The following is a 24,806-nucleotide window of genomic DNA, read 5'->3' as shown; positions in this document are numbered from 1 at the left end:
GATCCGGTAGGTTGCCGGCGTCCAAGGCTTGAGATGGGGGGCATTATCCGAAGCTGTCATATGGGATAATCCTTGCCAGGGTTGACCAGTTGATAACCCATGGGGACTGGGGTATTAATGTTGTCTCTATCAGGCCTGGGGGGTGGGATTCATCCCCTGAAAAGGGGGAAAAACGGATAATAAAGGGATGACAGGAAGAAAAAATAGAAAAAACGAGGATACCACCGGTCAGACAGGCGGAGGGGTCCTTCTTCAGCGGTGGGAGAAAATTCCCAGCGCGGTTGCCTTTTCGACCGCCGTCCGGCGGCTGTTGACGTCAAGCTTCTGGTAGATATTCTTTAAGTGCGTCTTTATGGTCGATAGCGACACACCTAATCTGGCCGCAATCTCTTTGTTCTGCAGCCTTTGGGCCAGCAATTCGAGAACATCCAGTTCACGGTGGGAGAGAGGCTCGACCAGGTGTTGAAATACCGTGGATACGGTGGGGGGCCATTTGACGTCTGCCGGTGGCCCATTCTCGCCTTGAACGATGGTCATCTTTGCATGCGCTTTGAGGGCCGCCAGGAGTATCTCGACCGGGTTTGCCACCCCTTTCCGCGTCCGCAGTTGCATCAGAAGGTTCACCATCGACGGGCCCGCTTCGATAAACGGACGGATCCATCCCAGGGGCACGGCCAAGATCACCACTTTTTCCAGCGCTGTCAGGGCCTCCTCAGTAAGGCCCTGTCGCTCCAGAAGCAGGGACTCTATTACGGTCACCTCGATCGTTTGGCAGGTAAACCGGCAGATCTCGCTCTGGTGCCGGATGTCACCCAGCAGACGGGCCGCGCTGTCCAGGCTCTCCGGGGAACCGTGCGCAACCAGAACCCGTGCCTTCGTGATCGGCGGCGATTCCAACCACATGACCAAATTACCCGGCAACGGTGCGTCATGGATCATCTGCGTTATTTTGATGGCTGACGTCACGTCCCCCCGCAGCAGCGCGATGCGGGCTTCGCAGGAATGGAGTATGGATCCGTATTGCGGCGCATTCAACTCATGGATGAACGTCGCCAAGCGACCGACCGTCTCCCTTGCGTCATGGTTCAACCCCTTGAGCTGTTGGGTCAGGGCCAACCCTACCAGCGCATCAAGGGCGGCCATGGGTTCCAGGGCATACCGCTTTGCCTCCGCATCTGCGAAGTGTCCCATGGCAGCCTCGAATTCGCCGGCATGCAGGTGGGCGCATGCGCACATGTAGGCGCTCCACGCCAGGGTGAGCCGCATTTTAAAAGCCTCGGCAACTTGCTGGAGGTGCCGGGCTTCCAGGCGGGCTTGGGGCAAATCGCCGCTAATCAGGTGAATGAAGGCCAAACCAGCGATCAGGCGCGAAAGGGACTGCCCCTCCGACGCATCGGTCGCTTGGATTTTTCGCTTCAAATCCCGGATCGCTCGTCCCGTTTGCCCGGCCATGCATCGGGCAAGGCCCAGCATGAGCTCGGCTTCCCCTATAAAGGGACTCGTCTTGCCCGCAAGCTTGGCGATGGCTGTTTCGTTGTATTGGATGCAGCGTTCGGCCTGACCCTCCCAGTAAACGACATAGCCTTTGAAAAAAGCCAGTTCGCCCGCCAGCGACGGATCCGCTGTTTGGTTGTCCATCAGGGCTTCCGCTTTCTGCAGGAGCAGCGGGACGCGTTCCATCTGGTGTTGCAGGTTGGCGATCCAGGCTTCGGTCAGCAGCAGCTTCGGGCGTTGTTGTTTGATATCGGCCGGCAGCATGGTCAGCCAGCGATGCACAGCAAACCACCGGTCCGCTATGAACGCCTCATCACGATGGGTTTCGACGGCCTGGGCAGCCTGCTCCGCATCCCCGGCTGCGAGGGCATGCTCAATCGCTTCTGTGATCAGCCCCTGCGACGCAAACCAATCTCCGGCGGCTTTATTCAACGCGACAACGTCATCGGGTTTTCTTTGGGTTCGCAGCTGCCGCTCCAGAAAATCCCCGAAAAGATGATGATATCGGAACCATCGGTCTTCCGTATCCAGGGGGATCACAAAAAGGTTGTTCTCGCGCAAGAACTGGATAAAGGCTTGACCGGTAATGCCATTCATTTCTGTCGTGCCGTGGGTTGAATCAAGCGCCTCGCAGAGGGGCGCGCAGAAGCGATGCAGGATGGCGGTATTCAGGAGCAGGCGGCGGATGCCGGGGGGCTGTTTGTCCAAAACCTCGCTGACCAAGTAATCCATCACATATCGCGTGTTGCCCTGCAATTGCAGCAATTGCTGGCTGGAAAGATTTCGCCCGCGCATGGCAAGGGCCGCCAGACGCAAGCCCGTCACCCATCCCTCGGTCTTCTGCGTCCATTCGGCCGCCATGGCCTGAGTCCCCTGACGCCCCAGCATCCGCTGCAGGAGTTCAAACGTCTCCTCCGGCGTAAAAAGCAAATCCCACATGCGAAACTCGCTCAGCAACCCTTTGGCGCGCAAGGTGGCAATCGGCAACAGGGGATCGCGCCGACCCACCAGGACAAGCTGCAGGGAGCGTGGTGGATGCTGCAGCAGGCCATTGAGAAATTCGTATATCAATTGGTTTTGAATGCGGTGAATATCATCCAGAACGACGATAAACGGGGACGGGATTCGATCCAACTCGTTCAGGAAAGTCACTAACAGCGTCGGTGTTGGCGGGAGAGTCGGTGCGTCGATCAGGTCGGCGGTTTCGTTTAACGCCTCAGGGTATATAGAATGAACGGCGGTGATAACGTATGAAAGAAACAGATGCAGGTCGTTATCCGCTTCGTCAAGGGACAGCCAGACGCTTGGTCGGGCGGAGTCTTCCAGCCAGTAACTGACCAGGGTACTTTTGCCATATCCGGCTGGTGCGATGACCAACGCCACGGGGCGATCGAGGTTTTTCTCCAAGCGCGCCTTGAGACGCGTGCGATTCACATGGTCTGCTGGTATCGGCGGCCTGTAGAGCTTTGTTTGCAATAGTGGCATAGAGAGCGCTCATTTCCAATCATGCCAGTCCACGAATGCCATAATGAATGATCGCGCAACCATCTAAATCACGACGAAATTGATCTTTTCATCTTGGCCTCGATTGAATTTTCCGTTTCTTGGCAGAATAGCGCAAATGTGATTGGCCCACACACAAAAACGGCAGATAGCCCTTGTTTACAATAAAACCTCCATGCAATTCAAGTTTCGCGTGTTTAGGTGAAATAATGGCGTGACCGGATGGTCAGATAAAAACGCCGGTCATGCCCGCAGGCATCAACCGGCATTTGGATAACAATTTACAGTGCCAAATGACCGTTTCAGATGAATGCAACGGCCACTGTTTTCCGATAGACGACTCCCTGATCCAGCATGGCGTTGACCACCTTCACGAACCCGGCGATGTTGGCCCCCACCATATAGTTGCCGGGATGGCCGTATTTGGCGGCGGCATCCAGGCAGGTGGAATGGATCCAATTATTGGGGATATCGGACCATAACCTGAAAAATGACTCGATTACAGGTAGCTGCTATCTCTTGCAGGTTCAGAGAGCGCCAGCAACGCAAAGGCCAACCCCAACATATGGTGGTTGACATTTTTACTCCCAAAATAGTGGACGGATCGCCGCCTAAGATAGTCCAGCCATCCTGGAATCTCCAAACGAGATGTGCTACGGTTTCGCTGATAGCTGGAGTCGATGGATTTTCGTGCGAAGCAAATGACAAGCAAGGAAATGGTTGGATGAAAAGCTACCGAAAAGAGCTCTGGTTCAATGTGCCCACCCGACGGGCCTTCATCAACATCACCGCCGATGTCCAGAAATGCATCGATGAGAGCGGGGTTTCCGAGGGTTTGGCGCTGGTCAACGCCATGCACATCACGGCATCGGTCTTCATCAACGACGACGAGCCGGGCCTGCACCACGACTACGAGGTTTGGCTGGAGAAGCTGGCCCCCCACGAGCCGGTGGCCCAATACCGCCACAATGTGGGCGAGGACAATGCCGACGCCCACATGAAGCGTCAGGTGATGGGCCGCGAGGTGGTGGTGGCGGTGACCCGCGGGCGAATGGATTTCGGAACTTGGGAGCGGATTTTTTACGGCGAGTTCGACGGCCGGCGGCGCAAGCGGGTGCTGGTCAAAATCATCGGGGAGTGAGGCATTGGGGACTGCCCCCGGCTGGCAGTCACGCCAGGCTCAGAAGAATACCGCCCGTTGCGGGAATTTCCTATCCTATCCGCGCTGGTCGTCAATTTTCGTGATCTGGGGCGGCTGCCAGTAGCCGTCCAGGATGGCCGGTTTACCCCAGTAGGCCCGGATGTGCAACGAGAAGTGCCCATTGGGGGCGGGCAGCCAATTCGAATACTTTTCGCCCCCCGGTTATTTTTCCCCCACGTACAGGGTGAGCGAGCCGTCGGCATTGCGCTGGAGGTTTTGGTCCCTGCTGCCCAGGGCGTAACGCTTGAGAGGGTTGGGGTTGAGGAAGAGGCGCTCGTTGTAAAGCGTGAGCGACCAGAAGGCGTTGACCGGCGGTTCCTGCCTCGGTCCGAAGGTGATCTCGTGACAGCTGCCGCCCATCAGCAGCCCCCCGTAAGAAAGGATGACCCTATCTTCATTTCCCGGTGGCCGGTTCCTGCTTGTGGTGTGACAAGGTTTGCCGTTTGCAGCATTCTCGGTTTGGGTCATGCCGGGGCAGCTGGCAACTCATTAAACCCAGGGAACCAACTGGAGTGGGTGAGCATTCGGTTCCACGGGCCGGCTTTTCGGATTTTCAAAACCGGCTCTTGAGGGGCACTCGGTCCAATACATAAATTTGCCCCGGCTCTGCGATAATTTGGGCCAGGCGGTCCCTGCGCCGATCCCACTTGACTTTGACACCTTACAATTCGTTTGAATCCGGGACTTTAGGCGTTGCGCTTTCTGCCAGCGAACCTTTCGGGGGCCCAAGTTTTAGGCGCTCACCCAGCCTTTCAGCCGCTCGGGTCGTTTCCACCAGCTGAACCAGCCCGTCAGCGCTCCTCTGGTTCGCTTCTGAACGAATCACCGCCTCCTGAACGACCGCAACGGAATCGCTCCCGGGCTCGAGGATCCGATCACCGGCCTTTACCTCGGGCAGATCCTTCACCCCTTCGCCCATTCCGGAGGCCGTGGACCCGGCATCCGGCCCCTTGGACGCGGCCATGTCCGCGGCCGGGTCGACGCGTGCCACCGTCGCCGTCCCGGTCTTGAAAGTCTCCTCCGACACCCCGACCCCGCCGCCGGTCGCGGCGGTTGAGGCCACATCAGGTGTTCGATTCCCCGGATACAACCAGCCCGCCGCCAAGGCGGACAAGGCGAACACCGTAAGCAAGAAAAAAGGATTTCGCATACCTGTTAATTCCCCTTCCGTTTTTTATCACCGTAACTTGCAGAGGGAAAAAACGTAGAAAGCACATTGTAATCTCAAACCGAAACACTCACCCAGGCCATCAACTGCCGCTCCCCAAGTGGAGCTGGCTTTTCGTTGCTCACATTGAACAGTTAAAAATAACTACAGGTGAGTAATTAATTAATAATGCGTTAAAATGAGACTGTCCATTCAAATTCAAAAAAATTTTTGAGGTGGGCTGATTTTTTGGGAAAGCGATAAATGGAGGGAATTGCTCGGCAACGGAAAAGGCGCCGGGGCGCCGTCAAAAAAATTTCCGCATCTCGCCTGCTTTTTGCCCGTTCACGGCCCTACCGCCACCGACGGGCGCCTTGCCATGCGTCGACGGATGTGCCTTGATGACGAACCAAAATCCAGCGCCATACGGCGGCGTTATTTTTTACCGCAAACCTTGCTTTTTCACCAGCTTCTCGAAAACGTAGGGCAGACACTCCGCCTCCGTCAGGGGTCTGCCGGCGAGCATCGCGTGGGTATCGATCCACTCTCTTTTATTGGCTGCGACGTAGGTCTCGAGGTCATGGGCCTGCAGGAAATTTTGCGTCCTCTGGGCGACTTGTCTTTTGGCGACGGCCTGGATATCGGGGTACTTTCGGATCAGGGCCATGGCACCCGCGATGTAGTCGGACCATTTTCTTTCCCCGATGGGTAGCTTTTCCACTCCCTCGGTCTTGACCATGGCGTCGTATTCCGGGCTGTCGAAGAACATCACAAACACCTCGAGGTAGAACTTCACCATCTCCAGGACGCTGGAGCCGAACAGGGAATTGAAGGCCTCGTCGTCGATGTAGGCATCCGCCAGGTACATGAAGTCTTTGGCCAGATAGTTGGTGTTGTAGATTTCACCAGAGCCGCTCAGCGCCCGGGCAGCCGGGGTATTGCGCTCGAAGCCGACGGTGTTTACGACGATATCCGCCGGGATGTGGCGCCGGCCGTCGACGGTGACGCCGCTTTCAGTCATGCCGCTGATCTCACCGGTGACCGTTTCGATCTTTTTGAGGTAATGCCCCACAAACCAGATGTCCGACACGCTGATGGTGTGCCCGGGGTGCTTGATCTTGGCCATCCAGCACTCGGGCTGGGTGGCCCCGCTCAGCTCATAGGTTTTCTTCCAGTACATCATGTTCAAAAAATTGCTTTTTTTGTCGTGTTGGAAGGTCTCGTCGTAAGGGGTGATGAAATTGAGGTAATCGACAATTTTCGGACAAACGGTGCCATGCCGGCGGCTCACCACGGTCACGTGGCGCGCGCCACCCTCCAGCGCCGTGCGGGTGTTTTCAACCGCAAAGGCGCCCATGCCGATGACGACCACATTCTTGTCGCGCCAATCGATCCCCGCCGTCTGATCGGACATCCCGGCAACCAGTTTCCCCCGAAACACCGCCTGATTCGGCCAGGTCACCTCGCGGGGTGTCCCCACCCGGTCGTTGATCGCCAGAATGACCCCCTTGCTCTCCAGGACAGCTTCATCTCCCCCTCGGCTCAACCGGATGCGATAGCGATCGCCAGCCGCTTCAATTCCGGTCACCTCGGTCTCGGTGTAGAGTTCACGCAACACCTGCCGGGCCAGCCGGGCGACATCTGTCAGGATCTCCCAGGTGGCCGAGTGATCGCGGTTGGACCTGGTTTTTTTCTCCAGCAGGCGGTAGGCGCATTCAGAGGAGTTGACCCTGGAGGTGTGGTTGGCGTAGCGGGTCCAGATCCCCCCCACCGCATCGCTTTTTTCCAAAATGCAGACGGAAAGGCCGGCCTTGCGTAACCTGTCGGCGGCGTAAAGGCCGGTTATGCCGGCGCCCACAATGGCCACATCCACCCGGGTGGGCAGAGGGCTGGAATTCCGTATCCGGAGCTGGTTGACGTCAAAACTGAACCTGGCCGCGGCGTAGCGGTCGATGCGCTCCTGAACCGTTTGCGGATCCTCGCCGCCGACGGGGACGATGTCCAGCTCCGGGTCATCGAAATCCAGGGCAGCGCCGCCCGTCAGTAAGACGGCATAGGGGTAGCAGGCGGAGCGGATCGCCTTCAAGGCCGGCAGCAATTCGGCGATGGTGCCGCTGTTTTCCTTTCCTGCGACGAACACGTAGGGCAGGTCGGCATATCTTCTGAGTGTGCGAACGGTGGTCGCGACGTCCTGGGAGTCGAAATCCAAGCGGTGCTCACCCGGCAACGCTATTTTCGAGAAATTGGCCACGCGAACGCCGGGCCTTTGACCCGATGTCTGGTTCATACGGAAGTCCTCGTTTGTCTGTTGTTGATCTTCAAATCGAATTCACGGCCAACCACCGGAAATTCCTTCTGGCTGCCTTTGCCCACGGCTGCGCGGGCCAGGCCGAAGGCATGGCGGCGTGCCCGCCCCGCCTGGGGCCCTTCAGCACAGTTTCACGCTTGCGCGCCTGGCCCCCTCCACCAGGGAGGCGAGTTTCAGCCAGGCCACTTCGCCGGAAACGCTGGCTGCGGATGCGGTCGTGGCAAAGCCGCAATCGGTTGAGGCGACCACCCGGTGCGGGCCGAGAATTTGCGCGAAATTGGAGATCCGTTGGGCCACCAGATCGGGGTGCTCCACCGTGTTGGAGCTGGTATCGATGACCCCCGGCATCAGCACCTTGTCTTCGGGGAAAGGCAATTCGGCGAACACGGCCCACTCGTGGGCGTGCCGATGATTGCTGGCCTCCAGAGAAATGTACCTGGCGTTCAGGGCCGTGATGGGCTTGAAGATAGACCTTAGGTCGATGTCGCAGTGATGCGTCCCGGGATAGTTGCCCCAGCAGATGTGCACCCGGCAAAGGGCCGGATCGACTGCGGCCAGGGCCTGGTTCAAGACGCGGACGTTCGTGTCAACGGTTGCCAGGAATTCGGCTTCGCTGACGTCTTTGAAACGCGTGTGGCGCCCCATGGCGAGGTCCGGGCAGTCAATCTGGAGGTGGAAACCGTAGCTGCGGATGATGTCATACTCTGTCTTCAACACCGCCCCCAGGGCTTCCAAATACACTTCGTAATTCGGGTAGTAGCTGTTTTCCAGAAAAAGCGCCACGGTCCCGGGGGACGGCGCGGTGAAAAAAAGCCCTGCGGGCGCCTCAGGATAGGACGGCTTGATTTCAGCGTAAACCGCGGCCAGCATGTCCAACTCCTCCCGCAGGGAGGCCTCGCCGGAATAGGTTAACGGCCCGGAGCACGTCGGCAGCGTGACCGGCGCTTTGGGATTGAGGGTGATCAACCCGTTGCGGCCACCGAAGCGGCCGGACAATTCGGGCAGCTCCTCCAGATCCCGCGGCATGGGCGCCGATGCCTGGCCGCCGAAACCCGAAATGCGGGTGACGGTGGCGTTCACGTAGTCCAGCCGGGGCATCTCGCCGTTGTTGATGTAGGATATTCCCAGCTGCAGCTGTTTTTCCACAACACTCTTGACGTAGCGTCTCAAATCCTCCTTTGCGAAGGCCTGCTTTCGCAGGATTTTGGCGATCATCTCCTGGGGGCGCGGCAAAGAGCCCACATGCGTTGTTTTAATTGATTCCATGGGCTTCACCCTTTGCAGCAGTCTTCGGGTTGATGTCAGGGGCGCCGGCGGCCAAGGTGCAAAGCTGATCGACAAACTGATCTTTCAACGGATACTCGAAAAGGATTTCCGGCCCGATCTCGACGTGCAACGCTGCTTCCAGCATGGTGATCAGTTCCGTGCCGCTCAGGGAGCTCAGGCCCTGATCGGTCAGGGCGATGTCCGGGTGGATCTCATCGATATTGGTCAATTGGGAAAAAAGGTCCCGCACCAGGGCGTCGATATCTTCGCGGCTAAGGGCCTTTTCCGCGGCCCCGCCTTTGTTTCCCCCCCCGGTGGCGCCCAGCGCGGGGTCCGGCGTCTGAAGCTGGAGGTAATCGTTCAGAGGGGCGGCGCTTTCCCGGTCAAAGGGGATTTCCAGGGGACGGATTTCCTTGCGAACCGATGCGTCCGCCCCCCTGACGATGAGATGCGCGTTGCTGCCGCCAAAGCCGAAACTGCTGACACCGATGAGTGCCCGATGGTCGATGGGAGTTTCTTCGGAAACCACCCGGATCAAATGGGATTCGAAGTCGATGTATGGGTTGGGATGATGAAAATGCAGATTGGGGGGGATGATGCCGTGGTACAGGCTGGCCACCGCTTTGAGCAGCCCGGCGATGCCGGCGGCGGATTCCAGATGACCGATATTGGTTTTGACCGAGCCGACGTAGCAGGTGTCTTTTCTGTCCCGGGCGATGGTGTTTTTGATGGCCGAAATTTCGATGGGGTCCCCGAGCTTCGTACCGGTCCCGTGACATTCGACGTAGGAGATCTCCCGGGGGCTTATCCCCGCGTCACGGCAGGCGGCCAAAATCAGCTCCTCCTGGGCTTCGGGATGGGGTGCGGTGATCACCTGGGAGCGGCGGCCGTTCTGGTTGATGGCGGACCCGAGGATTTCGGCGTAGTAGGCGTCGACCAGCTCTTTGTTGACCAGCAGCACCAGGCCGCCGCCCTCGGCGCGCACATACCCGTTGGCGGCGTCGTCGAACGCCTTGCAGCGGTTGTCCCGGGAGAGGAATCCGGAGTTTCGCATGCTGCCGGTAAACGCGTCGCTCAGCAGCATGTTGACGCCGCCGGCGATGGCGTAGTCCACCCGGCCGGCCTCGATATCCTTGAGGGCGTAGTGGACCGCCACCAGTGAGGAGGCGCAGGCGGTGTTGGAAACCCAGCTCGGCCCCCTCAGATCGTAGTGGTAGCTGATTCTGGCGGCGATAATGCTCGGATTGACCCCAGTTGGGTAGAAAACGGAGCTTCTATCCCCCCCGTACTCCTGGTTCCAGACCCCGAGATAGACACCGACCCGGTTCTTGTCCAGGGTTTCGGGATCTATGCCGGCATCCTTCCAGAGCATTTCGGTCAACTCCAGGGCAAGGATCTGCTGGGGATCCAGGGTGCGCGCTTCGGCCGAAGGGATGTTGAAGTAGCGATGATCGAAGCGGGTGACGGCATCCGCCAGATAGCCCCCTTCCGCGCCCCCCCTGGCGGCCACATGCCGCACCTGGTCTTCCCGGCTGACCAGCATATCCCAGAACTGGGTCAGGGTCTCCACGCTGGACGGGAAACGGCAGCTCATCCCGGAAATCACCACCGGGTTTTTGCGCAGTGTTTCCCTGCCCGCCGGCTCAACCGCCTTCCTCAGGCCGAAGTGGCCGATCAGGTGGTTGATTGTTTTATGGCGATAGAAATCCTGGGGGGCAAGTGAAGGAAAATAGGGCTGCAATAGCACGGATAGTTCGGCAAATTCCAGGGAGCCCAGCCCCTGGTAGGCCAGCGGCGCAGTGAAATCCAGCTCCGGCTTGAATGCGGCGAGGGCCTTTTGGAGGCTTTTCAAAAAAACATTCTGATCCAGTTTTTTCCTCTGAAATAGAATCCAGCCGGCGTCATCCTCGCCGCGGAACATGGAGGAAACGTAGGTATGGTCATCGAAAATCTGGCAGCACTTTTCCAGCACCGGGTGAAAACCGATTTCGATGAAATCGATGGGGGCGTCCTGGTGGTTGTCCTTGAGGGCCTGCATGGCCCGAATGAAATCGATGGGCTTGACCAGCCACTCGTGCCAGTAGTCATCCGCGAGGCGGGTTTCAAACCGCGTGGTGACCCCCGATAAGAAAGCAGGTCCCCCCACCGCAGCCGATGGGAAACGGGGCAGCCGGTCGGCAAAGCGTCGGTAATCCGGGTGGTGCCAGGGGTGGGGCAGTTTCATTCTCACAAAATCTGGGTATTTCCGGAGAAATTCCTCCATCTCGCCGGCATAGCCGGAGAGGGTGACATGCCGCCCGTTTTCGACCTTGAAATTGAACGAGGAAGGACCCACCGGCAGGTCCCCAAGGCGCGCCTCGGATACCCGGCCATGGGCCATCACCCCATCGAGGTTGGCAGCCGCCTCGCCGATCCCATAGGCCAGCAGCAGCACTTCTTCCAGCGTATGGAAACCGGCCTGGTAGGCTGCCGCCAGTTCCCCGGTGCTGTGGCCGATGACCACATCCGGGTGGTAACCCCAGCGGCACCAGATATCGGCCAGACAAATCTGGGACACCACGGTCAGCAAAGGGCTGTAGGGGCATCGATGCCTGCCGATTTCCCGCTCCCAGAGCGGCTCCAGTTCCAGATCCATTTGTGCGCGCAGAATACTTTCAATTTCGGCCCAGCGCGGCGATTGTTTCAAAAGCGTGAAACGGGTTTGACTGCTATGGGTTCCTTCACCCGAATATAGAAATACGGTTTTTTTCATTTGGCAAACCTCCCATTTCTTTGCCCACCGTGGGTTTTATCGAAAACACCGCAGGCTGCAAACTCTGCAGCGCTCATTTTGGTCGGGCGTTGTCGACCGCCAAGCGGAAGCAGAGTTACCGATCGCATAAGGCAGCAGGCCGCGAGGTTCCCAAGCTCAAACCTTGGAAAACGGCACTCGATGGATGCAGCGCTTTTGATCGGGTCGAAGGCGACGGGTCTTAAAAAACGTGTGTTCAATGGTGGAATGGTGACGCGAGAAATCGCTTGGCAAAACGCGGGGGTTCCCTTGTCATCAAGACCACATGTTCCCCTTTTTGGGCTGGATTTGGCACCTTCAGGAAGAAGAGGTTGCCGGGCGATCCCTGGGCCAGTTCCCTAACGCCGCTCATCATGTCAAGTTAAAATATCGGGAAGATTAAGTCGTCATCCCGACATGTCAACCACGGCCAACCGATTATCGGGGATCGTCTTTGGGGGGCGGCGGATCCACCATGCCGGGTAGGCAGCCATTTAACCGGAGTCCTTCAAAGAAATCTCGTGGGGCGTTTGACCTGATTCAGGGAATCCAAAGCACGCCTGGGGAAACCCATTTCAGAGAGTTTGGGCGCGATCTCTATTTGAACCTTCCCGGAACCGGGATTGCTGCGTGGCTGCCGCAAATCGGCCGTTAGCGCCAGAACGCGCACAGCAGAGGGATTGACAATTTATTGTTGCATCATAGCTTGATAAATTGTTTAATGACATGAAGCGCCAGTAAAAAAAGAATAATCAAAAAACAGATTTCAAGCTGTGAAATCGGAAATCAGCGTTATCCAACATAGTATAATGGTGAGGAGATTACGATGGGGCGCTGGAAGAAATGGCTTATAGCGTTTGTGGCCCTGATTGCGGCATTGGTCATTGCGTATGTGGTGTTGAACTTTGTTTTTGTTAATTTTTTCGTAGATCTTTACTGGTACGGCGCACTCGGTTACACCGGCGTGCTGCTCCTCAAATTGACTTACAAGTACTTGATATTCGTGGGGGCGACGCTGTTTTTTTTTCTGGTCATCTTTCTCAATTTTTGGGTGGCCTCAAGATACTTGGGCTGCACCCTCGCGGGCGAGTGCAAACCTGAGGCAACAAAAACAGGAAAATTGATTCAGGCCTTTCGCTCCGGTTCATTGAAGGTGTATGCCCCGCTTTCGGTGATCCTTGCAATCCCTCTGGCCATCCCGCTTCATAAACAGTGGGAGTCCACACTACTATACGTATTCGGGCCCAACGCCGGAATCAGAGACCCGATTTACGGCATCGATGTCAGTTATTACCTGTTTTCCCTCCCGATCTATAACCTTCTTCAGAATCGCCTGATTATAACGTTATTGCTCCTTTTTGTGGGCCTGGCTATTCTTTACTACATAGAACGCCGCATGCTGGCTGTGGAACACAAGCCGTTGTACAAGGCTGCAAAAATTCATCTTTCGGTTGTGATATTGCTGGCATTTCTGGTTCAGGCTTGGGGGTACATCCTCGAAAGACACATGTTGGTTTACAACACTAACAATCAACCCCTATTTTATGGTCCCGGCTATACCGAAATGACCGTCTTGCTGCCGCTGATATGGCTTTCGGCGATATTTTTCCTGGCCATGGCGGTCTCGCTGATCGTTTTTGTCCACACTGACAAGGGGATTTATTCGCTTGCCATTTTTGCGGTATTGTTTGCCCTCAGCCATGCGGCCAGAACGTGGGATTTTTTACCGGACACGGTTGAAAAATATCTTGTCAAGCCCAATGAGATTGCCCGCCAAGCCCCGTACATTCGAAACGCGGTGATATCAACACTGGGTGCCTATAATCTGACCCATGTTGAAAGTCGCGATTACGGCAGAATGGAAAACCTTCGAAGCCTCACCGATCCGGAACTCAGAACGGACCTAGAAAACATTCCTCTCTGGGACAGGGAACTGCTCATGGATGTTTTCCAGGAGGTGCAGGTAATTCGCCCTTACTATCAATTCACCGATATCGATGTGGCGCGTTATACCGTTAACGACCTTACGTATCAAGTTTACCTGGCCGCACGTGAAATCAACTTGAACAAGCTTCCCCAACCGGCTCAAAACTGGATCAACATGCACCTCAAGTACACCCATGGATTCGCACCGGTTATGGTTCCTGCGGCGCAAGCGGGCGAAGAAAGAATGCAATGGTTTATCCATCAAATGCCGCCGGTATCCTCTTACGGCTTTTCGATCAAAGAACCCAGCATTTATTTCGGCGCGGGTGATTACGAGTATGCCATCGCTCCCAATGACAGCCGAGAATTTCACTATCCCGGTGACTTGGAAGAGGTTTTAGTCGACTACAAAGGCACCGGCGGGGTATCCGTCAACTCTTTGTTTAAAAAGGCATTATTTGCCGTCTACTTCAAGGACAGGAATATCTTCTTTACCACCAAAACCAATTCAGGAAGTCGCATTCTATTCAGAAGAAATATTCAGGAGCGTATCAGTACTTTGACGCCGTTCATTCGGCTCGATGAAGATCCGTACCTGGTGGTTACTGATGATGTTATGTACTGGATTCAGGACGCCTATACGCTGAGTAAGTGGTACCCCCAGGGGGCCCCCTACGACCAGGAATTCAATTATATCCGAAATTCGATCAAGATCACCGTGGACGCTTATAACGGTTCCGTAAAATACTATCTCGTGGACGCCAAGGACCCGATCGCGCGCGCCTATCAGCGGATGTATCCCGGCCTCATCAAACCAATGGAGGAAATGCCCGAAAAATTACGCAAACAGATACGGTATCCCCAAAAGCTGTTTGAAATCCAAATGAAAATGTATTCAAAATATCACCAGACCAACCCGGAAACATTTTACAAGGATGAGGACCGATGGCAATTCGCGGAGCTTGTCCACGAAGACCGTTTAATCCGCATGCAGCCCTATTACCTGACCCTGGATCTCATCGAGCACAACAAGCCGGAATTTATTCTGGTTACCCCCATGCTTCCCAATAACCGCGAAAACCTGCGGGCACTGGCCCTTGCCGGATGCGACGGGGACAACTACGGGCGGATTATCGTCTATTTGTTTCCGCGGGGATCTCAGGTGTATGGCCCCTCCCAGATGAATGCCCTCATCGATCAAAATACCACCATTGCCGAAATTATCACTTTATGGGATCAGCTGGGATCGGAGGTCAAGCGGGGCAAAATGATTATTTTCCCCCTTGGCAAACATATCCTCTACATTCAGCCCCTATATCTCGAGGCAAGCGGGCCCCTTAAAATTCCTCAACTGAAACGGGTGATTGTCAGTGCAGAAGAAAGCGTGGTGGTTGACACCTCGTTGGAAAGAGCCTTTGATCGTCTCAACAAACTCATAGAGGAACAAAAACCCCGGGAGGTCATTGTCCCGTTGCCGGAGGGTTCACCAGATCAAAGCGATGAGGTGCTGCCGTTACCACCCGAACCCGCCCAAAAAACGGATCTCGTTCCTGAACCAACTGAATCCATCGAGGGAGTCCCGGATCATACAGATCACCAGATAACAGACAACGGATAAGGGCTTGTTTCCGGATGGTCGTTTGTGGATAGACCCCGATGGATCTCCAGGCCCGGGTGTCGGTAGCGTTTGTTTATTACGGTTTCAGGCCGGTAACAGGGGGCGGAACCCCTTTCGGCCGCTGCGCCAATACGAGGGCACACCACGGCCTTGGCTGCCTGGCAAGGCTATTCCCGTGGATCGAACGCCCGACAAGGTCCCAGGAGTGTCATGAGAATGATGCCGCGGCGCGCATCGTGCGGGTTTTCCAAAAGCGTTTTTTTGATAAAATGACACTCCCCAAGCGGGGGGCGAGTACTTTGCATCCGCGATTCGCGCACGCGGCCGCCCGACGAACGCGGTGTCGACTGCGGCCCGGGAGGTGCTTGGGTCTGACGGCGAAGCGGCGCCGCGGACGCCTCCGGCACCATTTGATCCGGCTCTCGACTCTCCAGGCGCCGCCGGGCTCGCTGGCGCAAAAACCTGATCAGCAGCAGCACGATGAAGCCGACCATAAAAACGATCTGACCGAAGTTCAATTCTCCCACAGCGTCCTCCCTTATTTTTTCGGGGTCCTATCGGGCTTTTCATCCGTGCCGGCGATGGCATCGCGCATGGCCGTATCGGCCTGCACATTTTTCATCTTGTAGTAGTCCATGATGCCGAGATTTCCCTGGCGAAAAGCCTCCGCCATGGCGCGTGGCACTTCGGCCTCCGCCTCAACCACCCGGGCCCGCATTTCCTGCTCCAAAGCAACCGCCATGGCGCGTCGCTCCTCGGCTTTGGCCTGCGCGATTTGCTTGTCGGCATTGGCTTGGTCGATTTGCAGTTTGGCGCCGATGTTCTCGCCGACGTCCACATCCGCAATGTCAATCGAGAGGATCTCATAGGCGGTCCCCGAATCCAGCCCCTTTGCCAAAATATGTTTGGAGATGTGATCCGGATTTTCCAGCACATCCTTGTGCGTCGCCGCAGAACCGATGGTGCTGACCATGCCCTCCCCGACGCGCGCAATGATAGTTTCTTCCCCCGCGCCGCCCACCAGACGGTCGAGGTTGGTGCGGACGGTCACGCGCGAGACCGCGATGAGCTGGATCCCGTCCTTGGCCACGGCGGCTATTTTGGGCGTCTCGATGACCTTAGGGGTGACCGACATCTTGACCGCCTCCACGATGTCGCGCCCGGCCAAATCGATGGCGGCGGCACGATTGAAAGGCAGGGGGATGTTGGCCTTGTCCGCTGAAATGAGGGCCGTGACGACCCGGACCACGTCTCCACCGGCCAGATAGTGCGCTTCCAAATCGTTGATCGGCAGGGGCAGCCCGGCCTTGGCCGCACTGATGCGCCCCGTGACGACGATGCTGGGCGGTACCCGCCTGAACCGCATCCCGACGAGGGTCATAAGTCCCACATAGGCACCCGATGCCCAGGCGGCGATCCAAAGCGGGACGGGAACCAGGTAAAGGACAAAGCCCAAGACCGCCAGAATCGCCACCAACAAAATAACACCGCCGGCGATACCCGTCTCGAATCCTATCATCCTTGACTCCTTTCTGTTGGTGTGCGCCGGCGCCGCACGACAATGCGATTGCCATCCACACGGGTCACGACAATCGGCGCCCCGGGCTCGACCAACTCCCCGTCGGACACCACATCCAACCGCTCACCTTCGATCTCGGCGATGCCCGCCGGCCGCAGAGGCGAGACCGCTGTCCCGACCTTCCCCAGCCAACTCTTGTCCCCCGCAGGCGCAGAGGAGTAGCCTTGATCCGACGGAAGCGCGGTCTCCAGAATCAGGCGTCGACCGAAGGGCAGGCGCGGCAGAAAGCGCAGCGAAACCAGAGTTGCCACCACGGCTAAAAGCAGGGAAAAAACAACGCGCCCCACTGCCCTGAGGGCGAAATCCCACGTGACCCCATCTCCCATCAGGCTCAGGCTCAGGCCCGCCAGGAGGGCCACACTCCCCAGCACCCCGGCGATACCAAAGCCCGGAATGAAAAATACCTCCAAGACCACCAGCACGACACCGGCACCCAGCAGCAGCAATTCTTCCCAGCCCGCCAGTTGAACCAGCCAGTGACCCCAAAAGAAAAGGGCCAGACTTGCGATGCCCAGGAATCCGGGCACGCCGAAGCCCGGGGTGCGGATTTCCAGGATAATCCCAAGCATGCCGATCGTGATGAGCAGCGAACTGATGACGGGGCCTGTCAGGAATCGGACCAAATCCTCCGCCCAGTTGGGCGACACCCGCCGCACTTCAGCCCCCGCAAGATCCAACTGATCCAGCAAGCGCTCCAGGGTCGGGGCGCGTAAATCCGCAACTTTAAGTTTGATGGCTTCGTCGGTGGTCAGGGTCAGGAGTTTGCCTTTCTCGGAGACGCCGGGGATCTCGACGTCCGCATCCACCATCGCCTCGGCGATAAGTGGGGGCCGCTTGCGGGCCTCGGCTGTGGCGCTGAATTCCTTTCGTACATAGGAAACGGTCTTCTCCTCCACCGGTTGAGGGGAGGCACCGGGCTCTCCCATCTTTACCGGGGTGGCGGCCCCGATCGTGGCGCCGTCGGTCATGACGATCGTCTCGGCCGCCAGACCGATGAGGGCGCCGGCGGAGATGGCGCGCTTGTTCACAAAGGCAACGGTCCGAACCCGGGCATTGAGCAGCGCGTCGCGGATAAGGACCGCCGCATCCACCCTCCCACCAAAGGTGTTGATCTCAAAAATCACGGCCGCAGCGCCGGCATCGGTGGCCTCCTGGAGCGTGCGCGCGACAAAAGGTGCGAGACCCAAGTCGATGGTTCCCTGAATCGGCGCAACGTAAACCGCAGGCGTCCCCTGCGCGGAGGAAAACCGGCCGAATCCCAGGCCGAATTCCAGGGTGGCGAGCAGGCCGAGGCCGACAATCAGCAATCGCTGCATCCAACTGCTCATGGCATTATGCATGGCACTGACTTCGCATCCAAGGCCTCGAAAAAACAAGCCCTCATCTTGTAAAATTCTCGATTACCGCAACCCTCAGAAGTGAGCGATGATGACGCTTTTTGCGGTGTGGCGGGCAAGCCCCGGGGCCCGTTAGCCGGCGCGGGCAATTGGCGGATGGCGAGGGCCTCAAGTGCTCTCGGATTTGCCTTTGCGCAACTCTTCCCGCAGCTTTTTTTCGATCGCGGAAACCCGCCCCTCCTTCAATTTCTGCTGCTCGGCCTTGAGGGCGTCCAAAGACCGGTCGGTTGCCAGGCGGGTGCGGCGGAAATCCTCGAGGGCGTCCTCCAAAGACGGGCCCGCCGCTTCACGGGGAAGGTCCTCCAGTTTCAGGTGATCCCGGATAAACAGCCTGACACCGTAGCCGCCCTCCACCAGGCGCAGAATCCCCATTTCATGCAGTTTAAGGCAGATGCGGTTGCCTTTTTCAAGAGGGTACGACAGACTCCCGCAGACAGCCTCGAGAGTCGGCGGGGCCTGGTGCTGATGTTCGAGAACGCGAATGGCAGCAACCACGAGATGGGCATCATGGTAAAGGGTCTGGTGGGCGGTCATTCTTTTTTTCCTGAATGGGCGGTGGTTCGGCGAACCGTACGGTTGAATCCGGTATATTTTTAGTAGCACGCCAGGCGTGCTGCTTGACATGCAAGGCGAAGCAGAGTAACATTTTTGCGCAAATTGTCAAGCTCGGGGATGGGCAATCGCCACGGCCTTCGACACCCCAACCAATTGATTTCAATCAACTTTATTGGACAGTTAGCCAGGGGGCGGCCCACCGGCGCTCCTGCACGGGTAGGTGTTTGGGTTTGCGTCGAGGGGTTCCGGCAAACCTCCGTTCTGTCGCATCCTGTCCCTTGGTGCAGCCCTGAGGGGTGGGCGGCCCGGGACCGGACCCAGCGACTTTTGTGGAGTTTCAGAGTGTATTCCGGCTCGAATCGCAAAACTCGGTGTTACTTAAAGGGTTAGCAACTTTTGGATGCTGGAGGAATCAAATGACTGAAATCATCGAGGTGAGTGCGCGGGAGATCCTGGATTCGCGGGGAAATCCGACCGTCGAGGTGGATATCGACCTGGCCTGCGGCGCCACCGGCCGGGCGGCCGTGCCCTCGGGGGCCTCCACCGGCACCCGGGAGGCCCTGGAATTGCGCGACATCGACGCCCCGCGCTACGGCGGCAAGGGCGTCGCCCAGGCCGTGGACAACGTCATGGAGACCATCGCACCCGCCATCCGGGGGCTTGACGCCGCCGACCAGGCGGCCCTCGACCGGGCGATGATCGACCTCGACGGCACCCCCAACAAGGCCAAGCTGGGCGCCAACGCCATCCTGGGCGTTTCCATGGCGGCCGCCCGGGCGGCCGCCGCCGCCTACGGCCTGCCCCTTTTCCGCTACCTGGGGGGCATCAACGGCCGTGAACTGCCGATGCCGATGATGAACATCATCAACGGCGGGGCCCACGCCGCCAACAACCTCGACATCCAGGAGTTCATGATCGTGCCGGTGGGCGCCAAGTCCATCACCGAGGCGGTGCGCATGGGCGCCGAGACCTTTCATGCCCTCAAAAAACTGCTCAAGGCCAAGGGCCTGGCGACATCCGTGGGCGACGAGGGCGGGTTCGCGCCGGATCTGGCATCCAACGAGGCCGCCCTGAAGTTCATCTTGGAGGCCGTCGATGCGGCCGGCTACGTGCCCGGCAGCGATATTGGAATCGCCCTGGACGCGGCCGCCAGCGAGTTTTTCAAAGACGACCGCTACCGTCTGGCATCCGAGGACAAGGCCCTGACCGCCGCTGAGATGATCGACTACTACGAGGACCTCATCGACCGCTATCCGATCCTCTCCGTGGAAGACGGGCTGGCCGAGCAGGACTGGGAAAATTGGGCCGTGATGACCGAACGCCTGGGGGCCGGCGTGCAGATCGTGGGTGACGACATTTTTGTCACCAACCCCCAGATCCTGGCGCGGGGCATCGAAGAGGGGGTCGGCAACGCCATCCTGATCAAACTCAACCAGATCGGGACCGTCACCGAAACCCTGGATGCCATCGCCATGGCCGCCCATGCCGGCTACACCACCGTGATCTCTCACCGCTCGGGGGAAACCGAGGACACCTTCATCTCGGATCTGGTGGTGGCGGTCAACGGCGGGCAGATCAAAACCGGCTCCCTGTCGCGCACCGACCGGGTAGCCAAATACAACCAACTCATCCGCATTGAAGAGGCCCTGGGGCCCGCCGCCCGCTTTGCCGACGGTATTTTCGTGACGGAATAGCGGCGATCACGGGCCGTTCTTCACCCGGTTCAAGCGGGACATCCCCTGACATGAAGCGACTGCTACCCCTCGGTTGGGTTCTCTTCACCGCGCTGTGCCTGCTGCCGAACGTTCCCGGGCCTGCCGGGGCCTTTGTCCTGGAAGGCCCCCAGGTCCTGGAACTGATGGCCCGGCAGCAGAAAAAACTCAAAGGTCTGCGGGTCGTCCAGACCCTGGTGGTCCATGGCGGCAGCCCGGAGGGCCCCAGCGCCGAATTCGCCGAAACCATCATCTACCGGTTTCCCGACCGGTTCCGTTCGGACCTTGCAGGACAGGGCCGCCAGCGACTGCACGTGGTCAACCGCGACGCATCACTGACGGTGACCGACGGGGTACTCACGGCTGAGGCCGAAACGGCCGCGGACCGCTACAAAGATCTGCTTCTCCACCGGGAGCGGGTGCGCCTCCAAAACCACCTGATCCGTTTGGGCGTGGACCTTTCGGTCACCAGCTTCGGCCGCCTGGAAATGGAAACCGCCTTCGTGATCGGGGCCCGCTACCCGGACTTCTCCGCCCCGCAGGTATGGATCGAACAGCGCAGTTTTCGCCCCATGCGCCTCATCCTGCCCGCGGCGCCCGATTCCTGGGAAGATCCTGCATTGGACATCCGCTTCCAAAACTGGCGTGAAACCAACGCCGTCTGGTACCCGTGGCATATCCTCTTCTACCGCGGCGACCGGCTGGAGCGGGAGCTGAAAATCAGCCGGGTGGAAAAAGACCCATCCCTGCCGGCGGATTTTTTCGACCTCGGGCAGCTCAAGCGCCGCTATCAGGCAGCAACGACCGCCGCTCCGGTTTCGGAGCAGCCCCCAAGCGGGGGGGATGTGCAAAAAACCCTCGATGATTTCAAGAAGATTTTTGACTGATGTCGTCTGGACATGCGTCGAGAACGTCCACCAACCGGCGGTGTATCCAGCGTCGGCACGGGGAGAGCTGCCGGCCACGGCGGCGGGCGCGCGATTCCTCGCCGAAGCGCTCCCTGAGGCTGGCATGCCGCACCTATGCAGGGCCCCGGGGCAACCCTCCAGCGGGGGCTGCCACGGCGGCTTGAGGAAGATCAATGGCCTTTAACACCAAATTTATTTTTGTGACCGGCGGGGTGCTCTCGTCCCTGGGCAAGGGCCTGGCCTCCGCCTCCATCGGTGCGCTTCTGGAAAGCCGGGGGTTGAGCGTCACCCTTCAGAAGCTGGACCCATACATCAACGTGGATCCCGGCACCATGAACCCGTTTCAGCACGGGGAGGTCTTCGTCACCGACGACGGCTCCGAAACCGATCTCGACTTGGGTCACTACGAGCGCTTCACCAATGCCAAGCTGGGGGCCGACAACAACTTCACCACCGGAAAAATCTACTATTCCGTCATCACCAAGGAGCGCCGCGGGGATTATCTCGGCGGCACCGTTCAGGTGATCCCCCACATCACCGACGAAATCAAACGCAGCATCCAGCTGGCGGCTGACGGCGTCGACGTGGTGATCGTCGAAATCGGGGGCACCATCGGGGACATCGAGAGCCTGCCGTTTCTTGAAGCCATCCGCCAGTTCAAGACTGATGTCGGCAAGGAAAACGTGCTCTACATCCACCTCACCCTGGTGCCCTACATCGCCACCGCCGGCGAGGTGAAGACCAAACCGACCCAGCACAGCGTAAAGGAACTGCGCAGCATCGGCATCCAACCGGATATCCTGCTGTGCCGCACCGACCGGTTTCTGTCCAAGGAGATCAAAGCCAAGATCGCGCTTTTCTGCAATGTGGGCATCGACGCCGTCATCACCGCCAAGGACGTCAAATGCATCTACGAGTGTCCCCTGCTCTTCCACAAGGAGGGGCTCGACGACAAGATCGTGGAGCTGCTGCACATCTGGACCCGCGCCCCCAGGCTGGAGGCCTGGGAGGAGGTGGTTCAGAAGTTCATGGCGCCCAAACACACCGTGACCATCGCGATTGTCGGCAAATACGTGAATTTGACCGAGTCCTACAAGAGTCTCAACGAGGCCCTCTATCACGGGGGCATCGCCAATGACTGCCGGGTGAACCTGATCTTTTTGGATTCGGAAAAAATCAGCCCCGATGCCTGCGGCCCCCAGCTGGAAACGGCCGACGGCATCCTGGTGCCCGGCGGTTTCGGCTCCCGCGGGATCGAGGGCAAAATCTGCGCCGCGGCTTATGCGCGCGAGCGCAAGGTGCCCTTCTTCGGCATCTGCCTGGGCATGCAGATCGCCGTGATCGACTTCGCCCGCAGCGTGGCCGGTCTCGAAAACGCCAACAGCTCAGAGTTCGATGAAAACACCCCCTACCCGGTGATCTATCTGATGACCGAGTGGTACGACGAGAAGACCGGCACGCTGCAGCAACGCAATGCGTCCTCCGAAAAAGGCGCCAGCATGCGCCTGGGGGCCTACCCCTGCCGGCTGAAGAAAGACAGCCTATCCTTTGCGGCCTACGGCCAGACCGACATCTCGGAGCGCCATCGCCACCGCTACGAGTTCAACAACGCCTTTCAGGCCCAGTTGGAGGCGCACGGCCTGGTGGTCAGCGGCGTTTCGCCGCGCGGGGATCTGGTGGAAATCGTCGAACTCAAAGACCACCCCTGGTTTCTCGGCTGCCAGTTCCACCCCGAGTTCAAGTCGCGCCCCATGGCGCCCCATCCGCTCTTCAGGGACTTCATTCGGGCGGCGCTGGCCTACGCCGGCAGAAAATAATCGTGTCGGCCACGGATGCCGGTGCCAAAAAAAAACGGCCGGCAGCCGGAGTTCAAGAAAAGAACTCCGGCTGCCGGTCGTTTTTTTGGGGCGGGGTGGCAAAGGCACCCCCCCACCGGAGGCGCCGCTAAAATTGCAAACGGACACCCGGTGCGTAAAGGCCCGAGACCCCGCCTGGACCGGTTATCAGACGCCCTGCCGGCGGCCCATCTTCTGCAAGCACTGCTCCGCGGCGATGGTCAGGGGCTCCAGGCTGGGCTCCGAGGAGATGTCCGGATTGCCCGCCGTGACGAAAACGGTGATGTCTTCGACCGTCTTGCGCCCCAGAATCAGCGCACTGACGGCGTCGATCTCCTTGACCGGCGCTATTTCCCGGCTCAGGATCTGCCCGCCGATGAGGGTCCGCCGGTTGCGGTCGAAAACCAGCTTCAGGGTCCAGGGCGTCATGCCCGGTATCATCCCGTGCTTGCTCCGGGAATCCACCGTGGCGCTCACCGTTTCGATCCCCTCGTGCTGGGCTTGGGCTTCTGTCAGGCCGGTGGCAGCCACGTTCCAATCGATCAGGTTGCAGGCCGCCGCATTCAGCAGCCCCGGAAACGGGATCTCATAGCCCGCCAGGCGTTTGGCCGCCAGCCTGCCCATGATCACCGCGGGGCCCCGCAGGGCGCCGGGGTTGGAGGTTCCGGTGACGAAGTGCTTGTTGTCGGCACAGTCTCCGGCCGCCAGAATGTCGGGGTCGGAGGTTTCCAAAAACTCGTTGACCTTGACCCCGAAGCGGCCGATCTCCAGCCCCATCTCCCTGGCCAGCTCCAGGTTGGGTGCCGCACCGACGTTCATGAAGACCATGTCGGCGGCGATCTCTTCCCCCGAATCCAGCGTGACGGACGACACCCGGCCGTTGCCCTGGATGCCGACCACCTTCTTCCCCATTTGGAGCTGGAACCCTTTTTCGGTCAGATATTTTTCCACCCGCTGGCACAGCTCGGCGTCCAGCATGGTGGCCAGGGGATGCTGGAGAAGCTCCACGATGGTGATCTCGTAATCCGGGTTGGCCTGTTTGAGCAGGACCGCCACCTCCAGGCTGATGAAGCCGGCGCCGACGAAGGTCAACTTGCGGGGCGCATGGGTGCTCAGGAATTGGCAGATGTCCTCGGCATGCTGCAGGGAGCGCAGCATGAACACCCCCTCCAGGTCCTTGCCGGGTAACGGCGGCAAGATGGGGCTGGAACCGGTGCTCAGGATCAGCTTGTCGTAGGCGTATTCGTCCCCGCCCGCCACGAAGACCTTCTTTGCCTGAGGATCCACCCGGGTTACGCGGTCGACCACGACCTTCACCCCGGCATCCGCCAGCTTGGCATCCGGATTCACAATCGATTCGCCCGTGACCAGACCGGCCACAACGTGGGGCAGCGCTCAGCGCACAATGAAACATTTCTCATCCCGGATGTTGGTGACCTCCACCTCTGGCATGAGTTTCTTGGAGAGCATGGAGGCCGGCCCGCCCACGCCCCCGCATCCGATGATGACCAATTTGTCTTTCGGTTTCATCTGGGGTCTCCTTTTTCTGCGTATGTTGCCTTGACCGACAGTGGCCAAGGAAGACGC

Annotated in this window: 16 protein-coding genes and 1 riboswitch; of the genes, 5 read left to right on the top strand and 11 right to left on the bottom strand. The window is 58.6% G+C overall.

Annotated elements, in window-relative coordinates; genetic code table 11:
* Nucleotides 1-252: 252 nt before the first annotated feature.
* A complete protein-coding gene (locus LJE63_15635) occupies nt 253-2,979 on the bottom strand; it encodes a LuxR C-terminal-related transcriptional regulator (protein ID MCG6908034.1) in 2,727 nt (908 codons plus the stop codon).
* A gap of 742 nt (nt 2,980-3,721) precedes the next feature.
* Between LJE63_15635 and LJE63_15630 the strand changes: the two genes are divergently transcribed.
* Nucleotides 3,722-4,138: a secondary thiamine-phosphate synthase enzyme YjbQ gene (locus LJE63_15630; protein MCG6908033.1), complete on the top strand. Its 417-nt coding sequence runs from the start codon at nt 3,722-3,724 to the stop codon at nt 4,136-4,138.
* Between the two features lie 222 nt (nt 4,139-4,360).
* Here the strand turns inward: LJE63_15630 and LJE63_15625 are convergent, their stop codons facing one another.
* The 5 genes from LJE63_15625 to LJE63_15605 form a co-directional block, all read right to left on the bottom strand.
* Nucleotides 4,361-4,558 (bottom strand): DUF1214 domain-containing protein, encoded by a 198-nt coding sequence (locus LJE63_15625; protein MCG6908032.1) that lies wholly within the window; start codon nt 4,556-4,558, stop codon nt 4,361-4,363.
* 301 nt (nt 4,559-4,859) lie between these two features.
* Entirely contained in the window at nt 4,860-5,348 is a 489-nt protein-coding gene (locus tag LJE63_15620) for a hypothetical protein (protein MCG6908031.1), read from the bottom strand.
* A 439-nt stretch (nt 5,349-5,787) separates the two neighbouring features.
* The gene (locus LJE63_15615; protein ID MCG6908030.1) at nt 5,788-7,632 is read right to left on the bottom strand and encodes an FAD-dependent oxidoreductase; all 1,845 of its coding nucleotides are present in this window, start codon (nt 7,630-7,632) and stop codon (nt 5,788-5,790) included.
* Nucleotides 7,633-7,773: 141 nt separating this feature from the next.
* Nucleotides 7,774-8,919, bottom strand: coding sequence for a cobalamin-independent methionine synthase II family protein (locus LJE63_15610; GenBank protein ID MCG6908029.1), 1,146 nt, complete (start codon nt 8,917-8,919; stop codon nt 7,774-7,776).
* Nucleotides 8,906-11,671 (bottom strand): acyltransferase domain-containing protein, encoded by a 2,766-nt coding sequence (locus tag LJE63_15605; GenBank protein MCG6908028.1) that lies wholly within the window; start codon nt 11,669-11,671, stop codon nt 8,906-8,908. Before LJE63_15605 ends, LJE63_15610 begins: the two co-directional genes overlap by 14 nt.
* 299 nt (nt 11,672-11,970) lie before the next feature.
* Nucleotides 11,971-12,070, bottom strand: a riboswitch (SAM riboswitch).
* 445 nt (nt 12,071-12,515) lie between these two features.
* Here LJE63_15605 and LJE63_15600 point away from each other — a divergent pair.
* Nucleotides 12,516-15,233, top strand: coding sequence for a UPF0182 family protein (locus tag LJE63_15600; GenBank protein ID MCG6908027.1), 2,718 nt, complete (start codon nt 12,516-12,518; stop codon nt 15,231-15,233).
* A gap of 167 nt (nt 15,234-15,400) precedes the next feature.
* Here the strand turns inward: LJE63_15600 and LJE63_15595 are convergent, their stop codons facing one another.
* From LJE63_15595 to LJE63_15580, 4 genes are all read right to left on the bottom strand, one after another.
* On the bottom strand, nt 15,401-15,760 hold the full coding sequence (locus LJE63_15595; GenBank protein MCG6908026.1) for a hypothetical protein: 360 nt from the start codon (nt 15,758-15,760) through the stop codon (nt 15,401-15,403).
* A gap of 11 nt (nt 15,761-15,771) precedes the next feature.
* A complete protein-coding gene (gene floA, locus LJE63_15590) occupies nt 15,772-16,752 on the bottom strand; it encodes a flotillin-like protein FloA (protein MCG6908025.1) in 981 nt (326 codons plus the stop codon).
* Nucleotides 16,749-18,128 (bottom strand): hypothetical protein, encoded by a 1,380-nt coding sequence (locus tag LJE63_15585; GenBank protein MCG6908024.1) that lies wholly within the window; start codon nt 18,126-18,128, stop codon nt 16,749-16,751. Before LJE63_15585 ends, floA begins: the two co-directional genes overlap by 4 nt.
* A 189-nt stretch (nt 18,129-18,317) precedes the next feature.
* Nucleotides 18,318-18,743 carry a hypothetical protein gene (locus LJE63_15580; protein MCG6908023.1) on the bottom strand — a complete coding sequence of 142 codons (426 nt, stop codon included), beginning with the start codon at nt 18,741-18,743 and terminating at the stop codon, nt 18,318-18,320.
* Between the two features lie 437 nt (nt 18,744-19,180).
* Here LJE63_15580 and eno point away from each other — a divergent pair, with 437 nt between their 5' ends.
* The 3 genes from eno to LJE63_15565 all read left to right on the top strand — a co-directional run bounded on the left by eno (nt 19,181) and on the right by LJE63_15565 (nt 23,201).
* The gene (eno, locus tag LJE63_15575) at nt 19,181-20,458 is read left to right on the top strand and encodes a phosphopyruvate hydratase (GenBank protein ID MCG6908022.1); all 1,278 of its coding nucleotides are present in this window, start codon (nt 19,181-19,183) and stop codon (nt 20,456-20,458) included.
* Nucleotides 20,459-20,508: 50 nt separating this feature from the next.
* Nucleotides 20,509-21,363, top strand: a complete 855-nt coding sequence (locus LJE63_15570; protein MCG6908021.1) for a hypothetical protein — start codon at nt 20,509-20,511, stop codon at nt 21,361-21,363.
* A gap of 194 nt (nt 21,364-21,557) precedes the next feature.
* The gene (locus LJE63_15565) at nt 21,558-23,201 is read left to right on the top strand and encodes a CTP synthase (protein MCG6908020.1); all 1,644 of its coding nucleotides are present in this window, start codon (nt 21,558-21,560) and stop codon (nt 23,199-23,201) included.
* Nucleotides 23,202-23,387: 186 nt separating this feature from the next.
* Here the strand turns inward: LJE63_15565 and LJE63_15560 are convergent, their stop codons facing one another.
* The gene (locus tag LJE63_15560) at nt 23,388-24,569 is read right to left on the bottom strand and encodes an FAD-dependent oxidoreductase (GenBank protein ID MCG6908019.1); all 1,182 of its coding nucleotides are present in this window, start codon (nt 24,567-24,569) and stop codon (nt 23,388-23,390) included.
* Nucleotides 24,570-24,806 lie beyond the last annotated feature (237 nt).

The sequence above is a fragment of the Desulfobacteraceae bacterium genome (assembly GCA_022340425.1).
Taxonomy (GTDB): domain Bacteria; phylum Desulfobacterota; class Desulfobacteria; order Desulfobacterales; family JAABRJ01; genus JAABRJ01.
Note: the sequence above shows the minus strand (reverse complement) of the source record. Positions and strands in the feature narration are given on the sequence as shown.